This window comes from Streptomyces sp. RPT161, assembly GCF_027533845.1.
Lineage (GTDB): Bacteria > Actinomycetota > Actinomycetes > Streptomycetales > Streptomycetaceae > Streptantibioticus_A > Streptantibioticus_A silvisoli_A.
The window spans coordinates 32,210-51,180 of the sequence record NZ_JAPZVN010000030.1; the positions used below are offsets into that span (position 1 = coordinate 32,210).

At 72.1% G+C, this 18,971-nt stretch carries 14 protein-coding genes; 7 read left to right on the forward strand and 7 right to left on the reverse strand.

All coding sequences use genetic code 11. The features are described 5' to 3' along the window. Positions 1-7 precede the first annotated feature (7 nt). The 4 genes from O5O46_RS32680 (at position 8) to O5O46_RS32695 (ending at position 3,781) form a co-directional block, all read left to right on the forward strand. Positions 8-1,072 carry a LacI family DNA-binding transcriptional regulator gene (locus O5O46_RS32680; RefSeq protein ID WP_269859279.1) on the forward strand — a complete coding sequence of 355 codons (1,065 nt, stop codon included), beginning with the start codon at positions 8-10 and terminating at the stop codon, positions 1,070-1,072. 117 nt (positions 1,073-1,189) lie between these two features. Then, positions 1,190-2,122: a bifunctional helix-turn-helix transcriptional regulator/GNAT family N-acetyltransferase gene (locus O5O46_RS32685; RefSeq protein WP_269859280.1), complete on the forward strand. Its 933-nt coding sequence runs from the start codon at positions 1,190-1,192 to the stop codon at positions 2,120-2,122. Between the two features lie 45 nt (positions 2,123-2,167). Next, positions 2,168-2,968, forward strand: a complete 801-nt coding sequence (locus tag O5O46_RS32690; RefSeq protein WP_269859281.1) for a sugar phosphate isomerase/epimerase family protein — start codon at positions 2,168-2,170, stop codon at positions 2,966-2,968. 183 nt (positions 2,969-3,151) lie between these two features. Next, positions 3,152-3,781: a hypothetical protein gene (locus O5O46_RS32695; RefSeq protein ID WP_269859282.1), complete on the forward strand. Its 630-nt coding sequence runs from the start codon at positions 3,152-3,154 to the stop codon at positions 3,779-3,781. Between the two features lie 20 nt (positions 3,782-3,801). On the opposite strand, the gene O5O46_RS32700 is transcribed toward O5O46_RS32695, so the two are convergent. From O5O46_RS32700 to O5O46_RS32715, 4 genes are all read right to left on the reverse strand, one after another. Continuing rightward, a complete protein-coding gene (locus O5O46_RS32700) occupies positions 3,802-7,680 on the reverse strand; it encodes an ABC transporter ATP-binding protein (protein WP_269859283.1) in 3,879 nt (1,292 codons plus the stop codon). A 129-nt stretch (positions 7,681-7,809) separates the two neighbouring features. Further along, positions 7,810-9,423, reverse strand: coding sequence for a thiamine pyrophosphate-binding protein (locus O5O46_RS32705; RefSeq protein WP_269859284.1), 1,614 nt, complete (start codon positions 9,421-9,423; stop codon positions 7,810-7,812). Continuing rightward, positions 9,420-10,379 (reverse strand): agmatinase, encoded by a 960-nt coding sequence (gene speB, locus O5O46_RS32710; RefSeq protein ID WP_269859285.1) that lies wholly within the window; start codon positions 10,377-10,379, stop codon positions 9,420-9,422. The genes O5O46_RS32705 and speB overlap by 4 nt, the downstream gene beginning before the upstream one ends. Before the next feature lie 112 nt (positions 10,380-10,491). Further along, entirely contained in the window at positions 10,492-11,940 is a 1,449-nt protein-coding gene (locus tag O5O46_RS32715) for a sodium:solute symporter (protein ID WP_269859286.1), read from the reverse strand. 114 nt (positions 11,941-12,054) lie between these two features. Between O5O46_RS32715 and O5O46_RS32720 the strand changes: the two genes are divergently transcribed. After that, positions 12,055-13,611 (forward strand): PucR family transcriptional regulator, encoded by a 1,557-nt coding sequence (locus tag O5O46_RS32720; protein ID WP_269859287.1) that lies wholly within the window; start codon positions 12,055-12,057, stop codon positions 13,609-13,611. Positions 13,612-13,712: 101 nt separating this feature from the next. After that, positions 13,713-14,510, forward strand: coding sequence for a phosphatase (locus O5O46_RS32725; RefSeq protein WP_269859288.1), 798 nt, complete (start codon positions 13,713-13,715; stop codon positions 14,508-14,510). On the opposite strand, the gene tesB is transcribed toward O5O46_RS32725, so the two are convergent. The 3 genes from tesB to O5O46_RS32740 form a co-directional block, all read right to left on the reverse strand. Next, positions 14,477-15,385, reverse strand: a complete 909-nt coding sequence (gene tesB, locus O5O46_RS32730) for an acyl-CoA thioesterase II (RefSeq protein WP_269859289.1) — start codon at positions 15,383-15,385, stop codon at positions 14,477-14,479. The two genes, O5O46_RS32725 and tesB, sit on opposite strands and share 34 nt — an antisense overlap. Before the next feature lie 10 nt (positions 15,386-15,395). Further along, positions 15,396-16,553 (reverse strand): acyl-CoA dehydrogenase family protein, encoded by a 1,158-nt coding sequence (locus O5O46_RS32735; RefSeq protein ID WP_269859290.1) that lies wholly within the window; start codon positions 16,551-16,553, stop codon positions 15,396-15,398. An 81-nt stretch (positions 16,554-16,634) separates the two neighbouring features. Continuing rightward, a complete protein-coding gene (locus tag O5O46_RS32740; RefSeq protein WP_269859291.1) occupies positions 16,635-17,234 on the reverse strand; it encodes an SACE_7040 family transcriptional regulator in 600 nt (199 codons plus the stop codon). 95 nt (positions 17,235-17,329) lie between these two features. Here O5O46_RS32740 and O5O46_RS32745 point away from each other — a divergent pair, with 95 nt between their 5' ends. Next, a complete protein-coding gene (locus O5O46_RS32745; RefSeq protein WP_269859292.1) occupies positions 17,330-18,967 on the forward strand; it encodes a carboxyl transferase domain-containing protein in 1,638 nt (545 codons plus the stop codon). The last annotated feature ends 4 nt before the right edge of the window (positions 18,968-18,971 follow it).

Genomic DNA, 18,971 nt, shown 5'->3' on the forward strand with positions numbered 1-18,971 from the left:
AACGTCGATGACCGTGACCTTGGCCGATGTGGCGGCGCGGGCGGGGGTCTCCTCAGCCACCGTCTCCCGTGTACTCAACGGCAACTATCCCGTGGCGGGTAGTACCCGCGCCCGGGTGCTGCGTGCCGTCGAGGAGTTGGAGTACGTGGTCAACGGACAGGCCAGGGGGCTTGCCGCGGCCACCTCCGACCTGGTCGGAGTGCTGGTCAACGACATCGCGGACCCGTTCTTCGGCATCATGGCGGGCGCCGCGCAGGCCGAGATAGCGCATGGGTCGCGGGGCGGCACGGGCACCTGCGGCGGCAAGCTCGCCGTCGTCTGCAACACCGGGGGCTGCCCGGAGGCGGAACTGACCTATCTGACGCTGCTGCAACGGCAGCGGGCGGCCGGAGTGATCGTCACCGGCGGCGCCGCGGAGGGTACCGAGCACACCCAGGCCGTCACCGCCAAGCTCGCCCGGCTGGCGTCCGACGGCACCCGGGTCGTGCTGTGCGGGCGGCCGCCGCTGCCGCTGGACGGTGACGCCGCGACCCTGGCCTTCGACAACCGGGGCGGCGCGCGGCGGCTCACCGGGCATCTGCTCGAACTCGGCCATCGTCACATCGGCTACATCACCGGCCCGGAGAACCGCAGCACCACCCGGCACCGGCTGGAGGGCCACCGCGCCGCGCTGGCCGACCACGGCCTGGCCGCCGACGCGGAGCGGCTCACGGTGGGCGGCGACTTCGGCCGTGCCGCCGGTTACCGTGGGGCGCGCGAACTCCTGGACGCCGAACCGGAGTTGACGGCCATCGTCGCGGCCAACGACACCGCGGCGCTCGGGGTCTGCGCGGCACTGCGCGAACGGGGTCTGCGCGTCCCGCAGGACGTGTCCGTCGCGGGCTTCGACGATCTGCCGTTCAGCGTTGACGCGGCGCCCGCCCTGACCACCGTGCGGCTCCCCCTGCACGAGGCGGGGGCACGGGCCGGGCGACTGGTGATGGGCCGGGAGAGCGCGCCGCCCGGCGGTGTCTCGGTGGTGACCGCGCGACTTGTCACCCGCGCGTCCACGGCCCCGCCGCCCGCGTCCTGAACGGCTGGTGAACCGGCGGCTCGACGTGCCCGTACCCGGTGATGTTCCGCGGAGCGGAACCTAACCTTGTCGGTGACAAGGATTACGCGAGCATTGAGTCCCGCCGAGGGGAGCCGCATGAGCGACACCGCGCAACTTGCCCCGACGATAGAAGCGGTACGCGCCTTCAACCGCTTCTACACCAGTCTGATCGGCGCGCTCGACTACGAGGGCCGCCTGGGCACGCCGTACTCGCTTACCGAGGCGCGGGTGCTGTACGAGCTGAACCACGCGGCCGACCTGCCGGTGCCCCGGCTGCGGCACACCGTACGGGCGGAGGCGGCGCATCTGAGCCGGGTGCTCACCCGGTTGGAGAAGGCCGGACTGGTCACGCGGGCGCCGCTCGCCGCGGACCGCAGGGTGCAGGTGGCCCGGCTGACCGACACCGGGCGCACCGCGGCGGCGCTGCTGGAGGAGCGGTCGCAGCAGGCGGTGACCGACCTGGTCGGCCGGTTGGGCGACAGCCAGCGGCACCGGCTGGGCGAGGCGTTGCGCGCCGTGACGGACATCCTCACGCATCCTCGGCTGGGCGTCATCGCGCTGCGCCGCCCCGCGCCGGGGGACCTGGGCTGGGTGGTCCAGCGCAACGCGGCCGTCTACGCGGAGGAGTTCGGCTGGAACGGGGAGTACGAGGCGCTGGTGGCCCGGATCGTCGCGGACTTCGCGGCGGAGCACGATCCGTCACGGGAGGCCGCGTGGATCGCCCAGTTCGAGGGCGAGCCGGTCGGGTGCGTCTTCTGCGTCCAGGACAGCGCGCCACAGACCGCCCGGTTGCGGCTGCTGCTGGTCGAGCCGAGCGCGCGCGGACACGGCATCGGTGACCGACTGGTGGGCGAGTGTGTGGAGTTCGCGCGGAAGGCCGGATACCGGGAGCTGGTGCTGTGGACCAACGACGTACTGCACGCGGCGCGGAAGATCTACCAGCGGGCGGGGTTCGAACTCGTCGCCGAGAAGCCGCACCGCAGCTTCGGCCAGGACCTGGTCGGCGAGGACTGGCGGCTGGTGCTCTGACGCGCGTCCGTGACACGGCCGTGACCGCGCACTAGGGTCCGACCGGTGAAGATCGCATTCTCGACCCTCGGTGTGCCAGGGATGCCGGTGGCCCAGGTGGCCCGGCTGGCCGCCGACCACCGCTTCCACGGCGTGGAACTGCGCGCGCACCCGACCGAGGAGCCGGTGCACACCGGGCTCGCCCCCAGCCAACGCTCTGAAGTCAGACAGGAGTTCATCGACGCCGGGGTGGAGGTGCTGGGCATCGGCTCCTATGTGAAGGTGGCGGCGCCGGGCGAGGACGAGCCGGTGCTGACCAAGCTGCGGGACCATGTGGCGCTCGCCGCCGACCTCGGCGCACCGTACGTGCGGGTCTTCCCCGGCGCGGGCGAGTCCGCCCCGGCCGGCGCCGACGCCGTCGCGGCCCGGCGGCTGGCGGCCGTAGCCCCGTACGCGCTGGACCGGCAGGTGCGGATCCTGGTGGAGACGCATGACTCGCACCGCACCGCGGCCGATGTGGGGCGGATCCTGGGGCTGGTCGGTCACCGTGCGGTGGGTGCGCTGTGGGACGTGATGCACACCTGGCTGGGCGGCGAGCAGCCCTCCGCCTCCTATCCGGCGCTCGCGCCGCATCTGGGGTACGTACAGGTAAAGGACATCGCCTCGGCCGGGGATCGGACACCGCTGCCACTCGGCCAGGGTGTGCTGCCGTTGACCGAGTGCGTGGAGGTGCTCAGCCGGGAGGGCTGGGACGGCTGGCTGTGCTGGGAGTATGAGAAGCGCTGGTTCCCGGCGGTGCCGGAGCTGCCGGGGCTGCTCGACGGGGCTCGACACCATCTGTGGCGGCTGCTGAACGAGTCGGCCTGACCGGGGCGTTGGCGAAGTCGCCGCTTCCGGGTTTGGGAGCTCGTGCCGCGCAGAGAGGCTGCTTCGCGTCAGCCCGACGGCAGTGACCCCGTACACGTTCGGGTGTGGACCACCCTGCTGATACCCCGTCAGCAAAGGAGTCGATGCGACGATATCTGGGAAGTCGTGCGAGTGGGGGTAACCATGCGGAATTCACCGCACCGGATCAGCCGTTACGGCCCGGTGCTACCGCTCGCACTGCTGCTGGCCGGTTGTGCGCCCAGCCAGGGATTCACCGGCGCCGATGCGTACACCCCGCCGTCCGGCAGCCCCTCCAGCTCACCGAGCGCCACGGCCTTCCTGGCCATCGGGACCTGTGCGGCGCACGACCGGGTCGGCACCGGGGGCTCCTTCCACCAGGTCTCCTGCGGCGACCCGGCAGCGGTGGCGAAGGTGACCGTGCGCAGGGCCACGGGCTCCGCGGCGAACCCGGACTGTCCCGACACCACCGACTTCGTCCTCAGCGTCAGCGGCACCAGCGCCGCCCAGGCCTCGGCCTCCCCCGACGCACAGGGCTACGCCTGTCTGCGCGACCTGCGCCCGCCGCACCCGGGCGACCCCGGAATGGGCGGCGGCCCGAACACGATCGTCGGCGACTGCGTGTACACCGAGGGGCCCGACGAGGCCGAGGAGACCGCCTGTAGCGGCACGGGCAAGCATCCGCCCGGGTACAAGGTGATCGCCATCGTCAGCGCCCGCGCGGACTGCCCGCCCGCCACCTCGCTGTACGTGGGCGTACAGCACCACAAGGTGGGCTGCGCGCGGAAGTTGTGAGCCCCAGCGCGCGACCCCCGTTACACCACCGCGTGTTCGTCGGTGCCCGCGAAGGTGCGCCACAGCTGTGCGTACGTGCCGTCCTGGGCGAGCAGTTCGGCATGGGTGCCGTCCTCGACCACCCGGCCGTGGTCCAGCACCACCACCCGGTCGGCACGCGCGGCGGTGGTGAGCCGGTGGGCCACCACCAGCGTGGTGCGCCGTACCGCCAGTCGGTCGGCGGCGGCGTTGACCAGTGCCTCGGTGGCCAGGTCGAGGGCGGCGGTCGCCTCGTCGAGCAACAGCACGTCGGGGTCGACGAGTTCGGCCCGCGCCAGCGCCAGTAGTTGCCGCTGGCCGGCCGAGAGGTTGCGACCGCGTTCGCCCACCCGGTGCAGATAGCCGTCCGTGAACCCGGCGATCATGTCGTGCGCACCGACGGCCCGTGCCGCCGCCTCCACTTCGGCGTCGCTCGCGTCCGGCCGCCCATAGGCGATGGCGTCCCGTACCGTTCCGGCGAACAGGTACGGTTCCTGGGGAACCACGCCCAACCGCCGCCGGTACCCGGTCAGGTCGAGTTCGCGCAGATCGGTACCGTCCACCCGTACCGTGCCGCTGGTCGGGTCGTAGAACCGGGCGACGAGTTTGACCAGTGTCGACTTTCCCGCGCCCGTCTCGCCGACGAAGGCCACGGTCTGACCGGCCGGAATCCGCAACTCCACACCGGACAGGGCCGGTTCCGCGTCGCCATAGGCGAAGTGCACCTCCTCGAAGGCCACTTCACCGCGCAGCCCGTCCTCGGGCACCGGACGCGGACGCTCCGCGAGCGGTGTCGCGGTCGGCTCCCGCAGCAGCTCGCGGATCCGCCCCAGCGACACCGACGCCTGCTGGTAGCCGTCGAAGACCTGTGACAGCTGCTGGACGGGCGAGAAGAACAGGTCGATATAGAGCAGGTAGGCGACCAGCGCACCGGCGGTCAGCGTGTGGTCGTCGACCCGGGAGGCGCCGACGATCAGCACCAGAGCGGCGGCCACGCTGGACAGCAGCTGCACGAACGGGAAGTAGACGGAGATGTACCACTGACCGCGCACCCGCGCCTGCCGGTACTCCGCGCTGCGTTCGGCGAACCGCCGGGCGCCCGCCCGCTCGCCGCGGAACGCCTGCACGATCCGCAGCCCGGCCACATGCTCTTGTAGGTCGGCGTTGACGACGGCCACCTTGTCGCGGGCGAGGCCGTACGCCTTCACCGACTTGCGGCGGAACACGATCGTCGCCGCGATCAGCGGGGGCAGCGTGGCGAAGACCACGAGCGCCAGTTGCACGTCGAGGGCGAGCAGGGCGACGAGTATGCCGAAGAAGGTCAGCAGGCTGACGACCGCGGTGACCAGGCCGGTCTGCAGGAAGGTCGAGAGGGCGTCGACGTCGGTGGTCATCCGGGTCATCACGCGACCGGTCAACTCGCGTTCGTAGTAGTCGAGTCCGAGCCGCTGCAGATGGGCGAAGATCTTGATCCGCAGCGAGTACAGGACACGTTCGCCGGTACGGCCGGTCAGCTGCGTCTCGCCGATCTGCGCCGCCCACTGCGCCAGGACGATGACGAGGGCGAGGCCGGAGGCGGCCCATACGGCGCCCAGCGCGAGCCGCTCCACACCCTGGTCGATGCCGTGCCTGATCAGGATGGGCAGCAGCAGCCCGGCCAGCGCGTCGAGGGCGACCAGCGCCAGGCTGGCCAGCAGCGGTATTCGGAAGCCACGCAGCAGGGCGCGCAGCCCGAAGGCGTGATCGGCCTGACGGGCCCGCTGCTCGTCGATGTCGGGGGTGTCGTTGGCGGGCGGCAACGCCGCGACCCGCTCCAGGAGTTCGGGAGTGGCGGGCATTCCGGCGAGCGCGCCCGCCATGCCGGGTCCCGCGGCCACCGCGGTGGGCTGGGTGCCTCCCGCCGGGTTCTGGTCGTCCTTGGGCCTGCGCCACAGCTCCGGGGTGATGCCGTCCACCACGTGCCGTACGGCGCGGCGGGCGCCGTCGGCGAGCGCCGCCTGGGTGGGCGCCAGGCCGGTGGCCGCCTGGGCGGGCGCCAGGCCGGTGGCCGCCGCCTCACCGTCGGTGAAACCCGACCGGCCGTCCATCGCCTCCGGCGCCCCGGACGCCCCCGCGGGGTCGGGCGTGCGGACGTCGGCCGCCAGTTCGTCGGGGTCGGTCAGCAGCCTGCGGTACAGCGCACAGCGCTCCTGGAGCTCCTCATGCGTGCCCACGTCGACCAGCCGGCCGTGGTCCAGCACCGCGATGCGGTCGGCCAGCCCCAGGGTGGAGCGCCGGTGGGCGATCAGCAGCGTGGTGCGGCCGCGCATCACCTCGTGCAGGGCGTCGTGGATCTCCGCCTCCACGCGGGCGTCCACGGCCGACGTGGCGTCGTCCAGCAGCAGCAGCCGCGGATCGGTTACCACCGCGCGGGCCAGGGCGACACGCTGGCGCTGGCCGCCGGAGAGGGTCAGCCCCTGCTCGCCGACCACGGTGTCGTAGCCGTCCGGCAGTGCGGAGATGAACTCGTGCGCCTGGGCGGCACGGGTCGCGGCGAGCAACTGCTCCTCGGTGGCGTCCGGGTGGCCGTAGAGGATGTTGGCGCGGATCGAGTCGGAGAACAGGAAGCTGTCCTCCGGTACCAGGCCGATGGCCGCGCGCAGCGAGTCGAAGGTCAGCTCCCGCACATCGGTGCCGCCCACCCGTACCGCGCCGCCGGTCACGTCGTAGAAGCGCGGCAACAGCAGCGAGACGGTGGACTTGCCGGATCCGGACGCGCCGACCACGGCGACCGTCTCACCGGGCTCGATGCGCAGCGAGAAGTCCTTCAGCACCGGCCGCTCCGGATCGTAGCCGAAGGTCACGTTGTCGAACTCGACACTGGCGTCCGCGTCGGCGGGAAGTGCGTGCGCGCCCGGCGCCTCCTTGATGCGCGGTTCTGTGTCGATCAGCTGGTAAACCCGTTCCACGCCCGCGCGGGCCTGCTGGCCGACGGTGAGCATGACGGTCAGCATCCGTACCGGGCCGGTGAGTTGGGCGAGGTAGGTGGAGAAGGCGACGAACGTGCCCAGGCTGATCTGGTGGTTGACCGCCATCCAGCCGCCCAGCGCGAGCATCGCGACCTGCCCCAGCGCGGGCACCGCCTGGAGCGCCGGGTTGTAGCGGGCGTTGAGCCGTACGGTGCGCAGCCGGGCGGCGAACAGCGCGCGGCTGACGCCGCGCAGCTTCCGCTCCTCCTGCTCCTCCTGTCCGAAGCCCTTGACCACGCGGACGCCGGTGACCGCCCCGTCGACGACGCCCGCCACCGCGGCGGCCTGCCCCTGCGCGTACCAGGTGGCGGGGAACAGCCGGGTACGGCTGCGGTCGGCGAGGAACCACAGCGCCGGGGCGACGGCGAGCGCGATGACAGTCAGCAGCGGGGACAGCACCGCCATCACGACCAGGGACATCACGAACAACAGCACGTTGCCGATCATCATCGGCAACATGAACAGCATCCCCTGTATCAACTGCAGGTCGCTGGTGGCCCGTCCGACGACCTGCCCGGTGTCCAGTTCGTCCTGCCGGGCCCCGTCCAGCCGGGAGAGCGTCCGGAACATGGCGGTCCGCAGGTCGTGCTGGACGTCCAGGGCGAGCCGTCCACCGTAGAACCGGCGCATGAAGGTGAAGACGTAGACCGCGACCGCGGACAGCACCATCAGGCCCGCCCACGGCCCCATGGAGCGCGTGTGCCGGACGATCACGTCGTCGATGATCAGCCGGGGCAGCAGCGGAACCAGCGCCATGACGGCCATTCCGGCGAGCGACGCCCCCAGCGCCAGCAGAACGTTGCGCCTGTACCGCCAGCAATCGGCGGATATCCGCCGCAACCAACCCCGCTCACCGCGCCGCCTCGCCGCCACCCGGAACCTCCGTAGTCCGCTTCGCCACCGGTCACTGCAAACGTCGTGGCGTGCGGATTTCATCCTGCGGCAACAAATGCTCGGGCGAAGGTCCGACGTGGGTAGGACGGCGGACCTGGTCCGCCGCGGTCAGTCCTGTGCCAGATGCGTCGGCGCGAACATCCGCAGTACCGCCGGGAGGACGACCACGGACGGACCGGGGGTGGCCAGCGCCGCGCCGAGGTCGGCCGCCAGGCGTTCCGTGGTGGTGCGTACCGCGGGGACGCCGAAGGACTCGGCGAGGGCGACGAAGTCGGGCCGGGACAGTTCGGTGGCCGTGGCCGCGCCGAAGGCGTCGGTCATGTACTCGCGCAGGATGCCATAACCGCCGTCGTCCACGATCAGCCAGGTCACCGGCAGGTCGTACTGCCGGGCGGTGGCCAGCTCGGCGATCGAGTACATGGCGCCGCCGTCGCCGGAGACGGCCAGTACGGGCCTGCCGCGGTCCGCCGCGGCGGCGCCCAGGGCCGCCGGAAAGCCGTAGCCGAGGCCGCCCGCGCCCTGGGCGGAGTGCATCGGGCCCGGCCAGGCGGACCACGCCCAGTAGGCGAGGATGGTCATGTCCCAGAAGCTGGGCGAGTCCTGCGGCAGGGCCTGGCGTACCGCGGCCACGACGCCCTGTTCGGTGTCCAGGTCCTGGGTGGCCAGCCGGTCGCGGACCCGCGCCAGCAGCTCGGCCGCGGCCTTCGGCGCGGCCGGATCGTCGCGCCGCTCGACGGCTTCGCCGAGCGCGCGCAGTGCGAGCGCCGCGTCGGAGTGGATGCCCAGTCCCGGATGGTTGGACTCCAGCTTGCCCAGGTCCGCCTCGATCTGGATCACCCGGCCGCGCGGCCGGAACGTGTGGTAGTTCGAGGACAGCTCGCCCAGGCCCGAGCCGACCACCAGCAGGACGTCGGCGTCGGCCAGGAACTCGGTGGTGTGCCGGTCCTCCAGCCAGGACTGGAGGGACAGCGGATGTTCCCAGGGGAACGCGCCCTTGCCGCCGAAGGTGGTGGCCACCGGGGCGGCCAACTTCTCGGCCAGCACCAGGAGTTCGGCCGTACCGCCGGAGCGGATGACTCCGCCACCCGCGACGATCGCCGGCCGCTCGGCGGCCGACAGCCGGGCCGCCGCCTCCGCGATCAGCTCAGGTCGCGGGCGCAGCGGACGAGGCGCCGCCTCCAGCGCCGTGACCGGCGGCACGTCCACCGCGCCGAGCAGCACGTCCTGCGGGATCTCCACCCACACCGGGCCGAACGGCGCGGTGAGCGCGGACTCCCAGGCGGCGGCGATGGCCGACGGTATCTGCGAGGCGGTGCGCACCGGATGCACGGACTTCACCACGTCGCGGAACGACGCCTTCTGGTCGGCCAGTTCGTGCAGGTAGCCATGGCGCCCGCCGCCGAGCCCGGCCACCGGCACCTGGCTGCCGATGGCCACGACGGGCGCCGACGCGGCCGCCGACTCCTGGAGCGCGGCCAGCGTCATCAGGGCGCCGGGCCCGGTGGAGACCAGCAACGGCGCGGCGGTGCCGGTGACGCGGGCGAAGGCGTCGGCGGCGAAGCCCGCGTTGTTCTCCACCCGCAGCCCGACGTACGCCAGTTGGGACCTGCGCAGGGCGTCGAAGGCGCCCAGCGCGTGCTGTCCGGGCAGCCCGAACACGGTCGTGGCGCCGAGCGCGGTGAGCGACTCGACGACCAGGTCGCCGCCGTTGCGCACGGTCATCGAGCGGCCGCGATCTGCCGGGACATGATCGTGGTCAGCTCGTACGCGGTGTGCGAGGCCGCCACCGAGGTGATCTCGGCGTGGTCGTAGGCCGGGGCGACCTCCACCACGTCGGCGGAGACCAGGTGGCAGCCGGCCAGTGCGCGCAGGATCTCCAGCAGCTCACGCGAGGTCAGCCCACCCGCCTCGGGAGTGCCGGTGCCGGGGGCGTGCGCCGGGTCCAGGACGTCGATGTCGATGGAGATGTACAGCGGGCGGTCGCCGATGCGCTCGCGCAGCTGCTGGGCGACCTCGTCCACGCCGCGCCGCATGACGTCGGCCGAGGTGACGATGCCGAAGCCCATCTTCTCGTCGTCGTCCAGGTCCTGCTTGCCGTAAAGCGGGCCGCGGGTGCCCACGTGCGAGAGGGCGGAGGTGTCGAGGATGCCCTCCTCGACGGCCCGGCGGAACGGGGTGCCGTGGGTGTACTCGGCGCCGAAGTAGGTGTCCCAGGTGTCCAGGTGCGCGTCGAAGTGCAGCAGCGCGACCGGCCCGTGCTTGCGGGCCACGGCGCGCAGCAGCGGCAGCGCGATGGTGTGGTCGCCGCCCAGCGTCATCAGCCGGGCGCCGGTGCCCAGCAGGTCGTCGGCGGCGGCCTCGATGGTGTCCACGGCCTCGTTGATGTTGAACGGGTTGGCCGCGATGTCACCGGCGTCGGCGACCTGGGCGAGGGCGAAAGGCGAGGCGTCCTGTGCCGGGTTGTACGGGCGCAGCAGGCGGGAGGCCTCGCGGATCGCGTTGCCGCCGAAGCGGGCGCCGGGCCGGTAGGAGACGCCGGCGTCGAACGGGACGCCCACGACGGCCACGTCTGCGGTGCCGACCTCGTCCAGCCGGGGCAGCCGGGCGAAGGTGGCGGGGCCCGCGTAACGGGGTACGCGCGAGGAGTCGACGGGACCGCGCGGCTCGGTGGTGGTCATGGGGTGAACTTCCTTCTTCCTCAACGGTTTTGGGCCGGCCCAGGGGGTGTGGGGCGGTGCCCGAGGGGTCCGGGGCGAAGCCCCGGTGGGGGTTTGGGGATGAAGCCCCCGGTTAATGAAGCTGTACCGCCTCCTGGGGGCTTGCCCCAGTCAGCCGTTCCCGCCAGACGGCCAGCGTGTCCGCGTCCGTCGGCTTGGAGGCCAGGCTGACGATCACGTACGCGGCCAGCGAGGCCAACAGCCCGCAGTAGACCGGCTCGTTGGCGAGGACGCCCTTCCACGCCATCAGGCCGATCACCGTCACGCCGCCCACCGCGACCGAGGCCAGCGCGCCCGCGCCGGTGCCGCGCCGCCACAGCAGGCCGCCGAGGATCGGCACCAGCAGGCCGCCGACGAGGAGGTTGTAGGCGACGGTCAGCGCCTCCACCACGTCGTTGAGCGCGGTCGCGATCCCGATCACGGCCAGCCCCATCACGAGGATGAACAGCCGGTTGCCGCGCACCTCGTCGTGCTCGCCTCCGGCGCGCGCCGAACGGCCGTGCAGCCGTGCCCAGATGTCGTTGTTGGCCACCGTGGCGCAGGCGATCAGCGCGCCGGAGGACGTGGACATGACGGCGGACAGAGCCGCCGCCAGCACCAGTCCCCGTACGCCCACCGGCAGGGTGTCCTTGACGATCGTCGCGAAGGCGTCGTCGGCGCTGGTCAACCTGGGGTACAGGACCTTGGCCGCGGTGCCGATGACGGCCCCCGCGAGGGCGTACAGAAGACAGTATGTACCGGCGACGGTGCCGCCCGCCCTGGCCACCCGGTCGCTGCGCGCGGTGAACACCCGCTGCCAGATGTCCTGCCCGATCAGCATGCCGAACGTGTAGATCAGCACATAGGTGAAGACGGTCTGCCCGCCGATGCCCAGCGGGGCGAAGTACTCGTGCGGCAGCTCCGCCCGCATCCGCGCGAAGCCGCCCGCCTTGACGACCGCGATCGGCAGCAGGAGCAGCAGCACCCCGATCGTCTTGACCACGAACTGCACCATGTCGGTGAGGGTGATCGACCACATGCCGCCGAGTGTGGAGTACGCGACCACGATCGCGCCGCCCAGCACGATCGCCAGCGTACGGTCGATGCCGAACAGCACGTCGAAGATGGTCGCGTAGGCGATGGTCGAGGTGACGGCGAGCATCAGGGTGTACGCCCACATCACGACACCCGAGATGACCCCTGCCGAGCCGCCGTACCGCAGGTCCAGCATCTGGGAGACCGTGTAGACGCGCAGCCGGGCGATGCGCGCGGAGAACAGGACGCTCAGCACCAGCAGGCCGAGCCCGATGGTGAACACCATCCACGCGCCGGACAGGCCGTACTGGTAGCCGAGGCCGACTCCGCCGATGGTGGAGGCGCCGCCCAGCACGATCGCCGCCATGGTGCCGGAGTACATCACCGGGCCGAGCCGTCGGCCCGCCACCAGGAAGTCGCTCTTGGACCGGGCCCGGCGCATGCCCCACCAGCCCATGCCGAGCATGGCCAGCAGATATACGGCGATCACCACGTAATCCAGGGCCATGCGCACGCCTCCACTTCGGGGGTAGCGATTCGTGCGTTGACCCTAGGTGGCCGCCGAATGGCCTTGAAGTGTACGTTTCATCCATAAGAAACCACTGAAGTGGATGGAACATCCATGCCGGAGCTGACGCCTCCCACCACGGCGGTCCCCCTGTCATCGCTGCTGCTCCGCGCCGACCTCGGGCTGCGGCAGGTGGCCGGGCCGCCCCCGGACGAGGTCCTGGTGTACTGGGTGCACACCAGCGAGATGGCCGATCCGGTGCCGTATCTGCTCGGCGGCGAGCTGCTGTTGACCGCGGGGGTGCACTTCGCGGGGGGCGCGGCCGGTGCTGGGGAAGCCGACGGAAGCGGCGGTTCCGGCACGGGGAGCGCGGTCGCAGGCGGCGGTTCCGGCGGGGAGTATCTGGAGCGCTACGTGGCGCGGACCGTGGAGGCGGGCGCCGCCGCCCTCGGCTTCGGTCTGGCGCCGGTGCACGACACCACGCCGCCCGCCCTGGTGGCCGCCTGCGAACGGCACGGGCTGCCGCTGCTCGAAGTGCCGCCACGCACGCCGTTCACGGCCGTCGCGCGCGCCGTGTGGCAGGCGATGGCCGAGGCCCGGCACCGGGAGCTGCGCCGGATCACGGAGGCGCAGCAGGGGCTGGCTTCCGCCGCCGCACGCCCGGACCCGGTACCGGCCGTACTGCGCCAGCTCGCCCACCACCTGGACGCGCGGGCCGTGCTGCTCGATCCTCGGGGCGCCGAGTTGTACGCGGCCGGGCCGCCGGTGAGCCCCGAGGCGCGGGCCGCGCTCAACGCACTGGCCGCCGTGGTGCGACCGGACCGGCCGGGCGCCCCCGCGTCCGCCACGGACGCGGTCGGCGGCACCCGGCTGGCCGCCTACGCGCTGGCCGGAGGCGGCCCCGGCGAGGGCAGCCCGGTGCTGGCGCTGGCCGCCGAGCGGCGGGAGTTCCGCGAGCAGACCATCGCGGCGATGGCCGCGGTGCTGCTCTCATTGCTGACCGGGTCCTACCGGGGCGCGGGCGACGAGCGGCGCACCGCGGCCCTGGTCCGGCTGCTGCTGGGCGCCTCCCCGGACGAGGCCGTCGCGCCGCTCACCGAGGCGGCGGACGGTGCGGGACGCTGGACGGTGGTGCACGCCCGGCGCCGGGGCGCCGACACCGATGAGCGGGCCGTCGGAGAGCTGGCGGCGGCCCTGGGTACCGCGCTGGTGGACGCGGCCGGCGGCACGCTGCGGGCACTGCTGCCCGAGGGGCGCGGGGTCACCGCGCGGCCCGGCTGGACGCTGGGGGTGAGCGAGCCGGTACCGGCGGGTTCACTGCCCACGGCGGACGCACAGGCCTCGGCGGCGTTGCGGCGGGCCGTCGCACACCGGACGGCACTGGAGCGGCACCGGTCGGCGCGGTCCGGTTTCGCCTCGCTGGTGGCGGAAGGGGAGGCGCGCGCCTACGCGGTGGCGCGGCTGGCGCCGCTGGTCGGCTCTCCGGCGCTGGTCGACACCCTGCGCGCCTGGATCTCACTGCACGGCAGCTGGGACCGCGCCGCCGTGGCGCTCGGCGTGCACCGCAACACCGTGCGGCAGCGCATCGCCCGGGCCGCGGCGCTGCTGGACGCCGATCTGGACGACGCCGAGGTGCGCGCCGACCTGTGGTTCGCCCTGCGCTATGTGTGAGCGCCGCGCTTCTGTGCGGCCACTGCCATAAACCACTCGGTAGGGTCACGCCTTCGTTGCGATTGGCCGCTCGTCGTACGTCCGTTCCCGGGCACGAGACAATGGGTCGTATGCCGACAGTTCGCACCCCGTCCCGCCAGGCCCTGATCGACCACCTCATACGGACCCGGATCGCCGGGAACGTCGCCACCAGTCGCGAGAACAACCTTGAGCACTACCGCGAGTTGGCGTCCGGTAACCGGTACTACTGGCTGGGACTGGACCTCGGCGACCGCTGGACCGACGAGGACGCCGTGCTGAAGGTGATGACCGAGCGCTGCGGTGTGGTCGCCGACCCGGCGCACCGGTCGGGGCAGGACACCATCGACCCTGAGCTGACCGTCGACGCGCTGGACCGGATGGCAGTCGTGCTGCGCAAGGCCGCGGCCGGCAAGCAGCGGGTGCTGCTCGCCACCGGACACCCGGGTGGGCTACTGGGCGTCCACCTTGCGACGGCCGCCGCGCTGCGGGCCGTGGGGTGCGAGATCGTGGAGATTCCCGGGGACCTGCGCGCGGACGACGGCAGGGTGCTGCAGATGGGCGGCGTCGCCATGGTGCTGCGGACCGCCGCGCTGGTGCACACCCACTCCCCCGACCCCATGTCGGCGATCCTGGACGCCATGGAGCGCGAGGGACGTCCGCTGCCGCAGCTGGTGGTGGCCGACCACGGCTGGGCGGGGTGCGCGGGCCAGCGCGGCATCGACGCGACCGGCTACGCGGACTGCAACGACCCGGCGCTGTTCCTCGGCGAGGCGGAGGGGTCGCTGCTGGTCACCGTGCCGCTGGACGACCATGTGGCACCGCAGCACTACGAGCCGATGACCGCCTATCTGCTGTCCGCCGCGGGGCTCGCCGAGTAGCCGGCGCGCGGCACCCGTACCAGGCCCTCCTGGATCACCGAGACGGCCAGCCGCCCGTCCTGGGTGTAGATCCGTGCCGTGCCCAGGCCGCGGCCTCCCGACGCCGACGGGCTCTGCTGGTCGTACAGCAGCCATTCGTCGGCGCGGAACGGCCGGTGGAACCACATGGCGTGGTCCAGGCTGGCGCCCACCACGTCGCCGACCGCCCAGCCGCCGCGGCCGTGCGCCAGCAGGATGGAGTCGAGCAGCGTCATGTCCGACACATAGGTGGCCAGGCAGACGTGCAGCAGCGGATCGTCGTCCAGTTTGCCGCGGGTACGGAACCAAACCTGTGAGCGCGGCTCACGGCGCTGCCCGGCGGTGAGGAACGGCGGATCCTCCGCGTACCGCAGGTCGACCGCGGCGCGGGCCTCCAGCAGCCGGTCCACCACGGTGGGGTCGGGGAACCGGTCGGCGTGCCCGGGCAGCAGTTCCTCGGCGGTCGGCAGCGACTCGGGATCCGGCGCGGACGGCATGGGTTCCTGGTGTTCGAGCCCTTCCTCGTAGGTCTGGAATGACGCCGACAGGTGGAAGATCGGCTGGCCGTGCTGTATCGCCACCACCCGCCGGGTGGTGAAGGAGCGCCCGTCGCGGATCCGGTCGACGTCGTAGACGATCGGCGCGCCCGGGTCGCCGGGGCGCAGGAAGTAGGCGTGCAGCGAGTGCGCGTGCCGTTCCGCGGGCACGGTGCGGCCCGCCGCGACCAGTGCCTGGGCGGCGACCTGGCCGCCGAAGACCCTGGGCACGAGGGCGGGGCGGCTGGCCCCCCGGAAGATGTCCCGTTCGATCGGCTCCAGGTCGAGCAGTTCGAGCAGGGATCGCAGTGGTTCGTTCATGGCGCCGTGGTCACAGCCCGAGCGACTTGGCGATGATGGACCGCATGACCTCGCTGGTGCCGCCGTAGATGCGGGTGACGCGGGTGTCGGCGTACAGCCGGGCGATCGGGTACTCCATCATGTAGCCGTAACCGCCGTGCAGTTGGAGGCACTTGTCGATGACGCGGGCGGCGACCTCGGTGCAGAACAGCTTGGCGGAGGCGGCGTCGGCGGGGGTCAACTCCCCCGCGTCATGGGCCTCCAGCGCCCGGTCGACCACCGCCTGCGCGGCGTCCACCTCTGCCTTGCAGTCGGCGAGCACGAACTTGGTGTTCTGGAACTCGGCGACCGTCCTGCCGAAGACGGTGCGCTCCCTGACGTACTCGGTCGCGAACCGTACGGCGGCGGAGGCCTGCGCGTAGGCGCTGACGGCGATGCCGAGCCGCTCCTGCGGGAGGTTGTGGGTGAGGTAGCCGAACGCCTTGCCCTCCTCGCCCAGCAGGTCCTCCACCGGCACCTTGACGTCGCTGAAGGAGAGTTCGGCGGTGTCCGAGGTCTTCAGGCCCAGCTTGTCCAGCTTGCGGCCGACGGCGTACCCCTCGCTCCTGGTGTCCACCACGAGGATGGAGATCCCACCGCGCCGGTCCTGCGGGTCCGGCGGCGAGGTGCGGCAGCAGACCAGGACGCGGTCGGCGAGCACACCGCCGGTGATGAAGGTCTTGGCACCGTTGAGCACGTAGTGCGTGCCGTCCTCGGACAGCTTGGCGGTGGTCTTCATCCCGGCCAGGTCGGAGCCGGTGCCGGGCTCGGTCATGGCGATGGCGGTCATGATCTCACCGCTGACGAACCCCGGCAGCCAGCGCTTCTTCTGCTCCTCGTTGGCGTACTTGAGCAGGTACGGCAGGCACAGCGCGGTGTGCACGCTGCTGCCGCCGAAGCTCACTCCGGCGCGGGCCAGTTCCTCGCTGATGACGGCGTTGAACTTGAAGCTGCGCTCGCCCGCGCCGCCGTACTCCTCGGGCACCTCTATACCGAAGACGCCCAGCTCACCGAGCTTGTAGTAGAAGTCGCGCGGTGCGTGCCCGGCCGCTTCCCACTCGTGGTAGACCGGCGCGACCTCGGCGGCGATGAAGTCACGGATCGTGGAACGGAACGCCTCGTGCTCCTCGTGGAAAACCGTGCGACGCACTTGCGCCTCCCCATGGGCGAGTTTCAGCCTAAGCAAGCGCTCAGCAAGTTACTTCCCGGTTTGGAATCTGTCCAGGCCGGACTATTCGCGGGCCGAGCCGTCCAGTGCGGCGAAGGCGCCCAGCGCGAGGCGGCGCAGCAGCGACCCGGTGGCCTGCCGGCCCGGCAGTTCACCGCTCAGCCCCAGGTGGGGCGTGGAGTTGAGCAGGCCGAAGACCGCGTGCACAGCGGCCCGCGCCTCGACCTCGGTGGCGTCCGGATGCCGCTGGCGCGCCACCTCGACCCACAACTCGACGTACTGCCGCTGCAGTTGGCGCACCAGCTTGCGGTCGGAGTCCCGCAGCCGGTCCAGCTCGCGGTCGTGCAGCACGATCAGCGGCCGGTCGTCCAGGGCGAACTCGACGTGCCCGCGCACCAGCGCGTCCAGCGCCCGCGCGGGGTCCGCCGCCTCGGCCACCCGGCGCTTGCCCTCGGCGAGCAGTCGGCCGCTGATGCCGACCAGCAGCTCGGCCAGCATCGCGTCCTTGCCCGCGAAGTGCCGGTACAGGCCAGGGCCGCTGATCCCGACCGCGGCACCGATCTCGTCGACGCCGACGCCGTGGAAACCGCGCTCGGCAAAGAGCTGTGCGGCTTCTTTCAGGATCTGCTCACGCCGGGTCGCCCCGGCCCTCGTCGACTGCATGGAATTAATTGTAGACAGACGCGTTAGCGAGCGTTAACCTGAGGTCAGGTTAACGACCACTAACATCCGCGCCGTGGGCAAGGGGGCTCAAGGCAATGCGTGACACGGCACCACCCGCGCTGCGCAGCGCGGTCGACCCGGCATCCGAGGCCTTCGCGGCCAACGCCGCCGCGCACGCCGAACTGTCGGCAGGGCTGCGCGAGAAGCTGGCCGCAGCGCGGCTCGGCGGCGGCGAGAAGTCCCGCGCCCGGCACACCGCGCGCGGCAAGCTGCTGCCGCGGGACCGGGTGGACGGGCTGCTGGACCCGGGCTCACCCTTCCTTGAGCTGGCCCCGCTGGCGGCGGACGGGATGTACGACGGGCAGGCGCCCGCGGCCGGGGTGATCGCCGGGATCGGCCGGGTGGCGGGCCGCGAGGTCGTGGTGGTCGCCAACGACGCCACGGTCAAGGGCGGCACGTACTACCCGATCACGGTCAAGAAGCATCTGCGCGCCCAGGAAGTGGCGCTGGACAACCGGCTGCCGTGCGTCTACCTGGTGGACTCCGGCGGCGCCTTCCTACCGCGGCAGGACGAGGTCTTCCCGGACCGCGAGCACTTCGGCCGGATCTTCTACAACCAGGCGACGATGTCGGCGCGCGGCATCCCGCAGATCGCGGCAGTGCTGGGCTCGTGCACCGCGGGCGGCGCCTACGTACCGGCGATGAGCGACGAGGCGGTGATCGTCCGCAACCAGGGCACGATCTTCCTCGGCGGCCCGCCACTGGTGAAGGCGGCCACCGGCGAGGTGGTCACCGCCGAGGAACTGGGCGGCGGAGAGGTGCACTCCAAGGTCTCCGGAGTGACCGACCACCTGGCGGAGGACGACGCCCACGCACTGCGCATCGTGCGGAACATCGTCGGCACCCTGCCGCAGCGCGGACCGCTGCCGTGGTCGGTGACGCCGGTCGAGGAACCGGCGGTCGACCCCGCCGGGCTGTACGGCGCGGTGCCGGTCGACTCGCGCACCCCCTATGACGTGCGCGAGGTCATCGCCCGGCTGGTGGACGGCAGCCGGTTCGCCGAGTTCAAGGCGGAGTACGGCACGACCCTGGTCACCGGCTTCGCCAGGCTGCACGGCCACCCGGTGGGCATCGTCGCCAACAACGGCATCCTGTTCGCCGAATCGGCGCTCAAGGGCGCGCACTTCATCGAGTTGTGCGACCAGCGCGGCATCCCGCTGCTGTTCCTGCAGAACATCTCCGGCTTCATGGTCGGCAGGCAGTACGAGGCGGGCGGCATCGCCAAGCACGGCGCCAAGATGGTCACCGCAGTGGCCTGCACCCGGGTGCCGAAGCTGACCGTGGTGATCGGCGGCTCGTACGGCGCGGGCAACTACTCGATGTGCGGCCGGGCCTACTCCCCCCGCTTCCTGTGGATGTGGCCCAACGCGAAGATCTCCGTGATGGGCGGCGAGCAGGCCGCCTCCGTGCTCGCCACCGTCAAGCGGGACCAGTTGGAGGCGGCGGGCGAGCAGTGGCCGGTCGAGGAGGAGGAGCGGTTCAAGGCCCCGATCCGCGCCCAGTACGAGACCCAGGGCAACGCCTACTACGCCACCGCCCGGCTCTGGGACGACGGGGTGATCGACCCGCTGGAGACCCGCACGGTCCTCGGCCTCGCCCTGACGGCCTGCGCCAACTCGCCCATTCCACAACGAGATCCGGCGTCTCCCGGCTACGGCGTCTTCCGGATGTAGGGGG

What these genes read in the sequence shown, in the direction of transcription:
- speB (WP_269859285.1), bottom strand. Translation starts at nt 10,379, where the DNA reads ATGACCACCACCGAGCCGCGCGGTCCCGTCGACTCCTCGCGCGTACCC.
- O5O46_RS32715 (WP_269859286.1), bottom strand. Translation starts at nt 11,940, where the DNA reads ATGGCCCTGGATTACGTGGTGATCGCCGTATATCTGCTGGCCATGCTC.
- tesB (WP_269859289.1), bottom strand. Translation starts at nt 15,385, where the DNA reads ATGAACGAACCACTGCGATCCCTGCTCGAACTGCTCGACCTGGAGCCG.
- O5O46_RS32720 (WP_269859287.1), top strand. Translation starts at nt 12,055, where the DNA reads ATGCCGGAGCTGACGCCTCCCACCACGGCGGTCCCCCTGTCATCGCTG.
- O5O46_RS32680 (WP_269859279.1), top strand. Translation starts at nt 8, where the DNA reads ATGACCGTGACCTTGGCCGATGTGGCGGCGCGGGCGGGGGTCTCCTCA.
- O5O46_RS32695 (WP_269859282.1), top strand. Translation starts at nt 3,152, where the DNA reads ATGCGGAATTCACCGCACCGGATCAGCCGTTACGGCCCGGTGCTACCG.
- O5O46_RS32725 (WP_269859288.1), top strand. Translation starts at nt 13,713, where the DNA reads ATGGGTCGTATGCCGACAGTTCGCACCCCGTCCCGCCAGGCCCTGATC.
- O5O46_RS32705 (WP_269859284.1), bottom strand. Translation starts at nt 9,423, where the DNA reads ATGACCGTGCGCAACGGCGGCGACCTGGTCGTCGAGTCGCTCACCGCG.
- O5O46_RS32685 (WP_269859280.1), top strand. Translation starts at nt 1,190, where the DNA reads ATGAGCGACACCGCGCAACTTGCCCCGACGATAGAAGCGGTACGCGCC.
- O5O46_RS32745 (WP_269859292.1), top strand. Translation starts at nt 17,330, where the DNA reads ATGCGTGACACGGCACCACCCGCGCTGCGCAGCGCGGTCGACCCGGCA.
- O5O46_RS32740 (WP_269859291.1), bottom strand. Translation starts at nt 17,234, where the DNA reads ATGCAGTCGACGAGGGCCGGGGCGACCCGGCGTGAGCAGATCCTGAAA.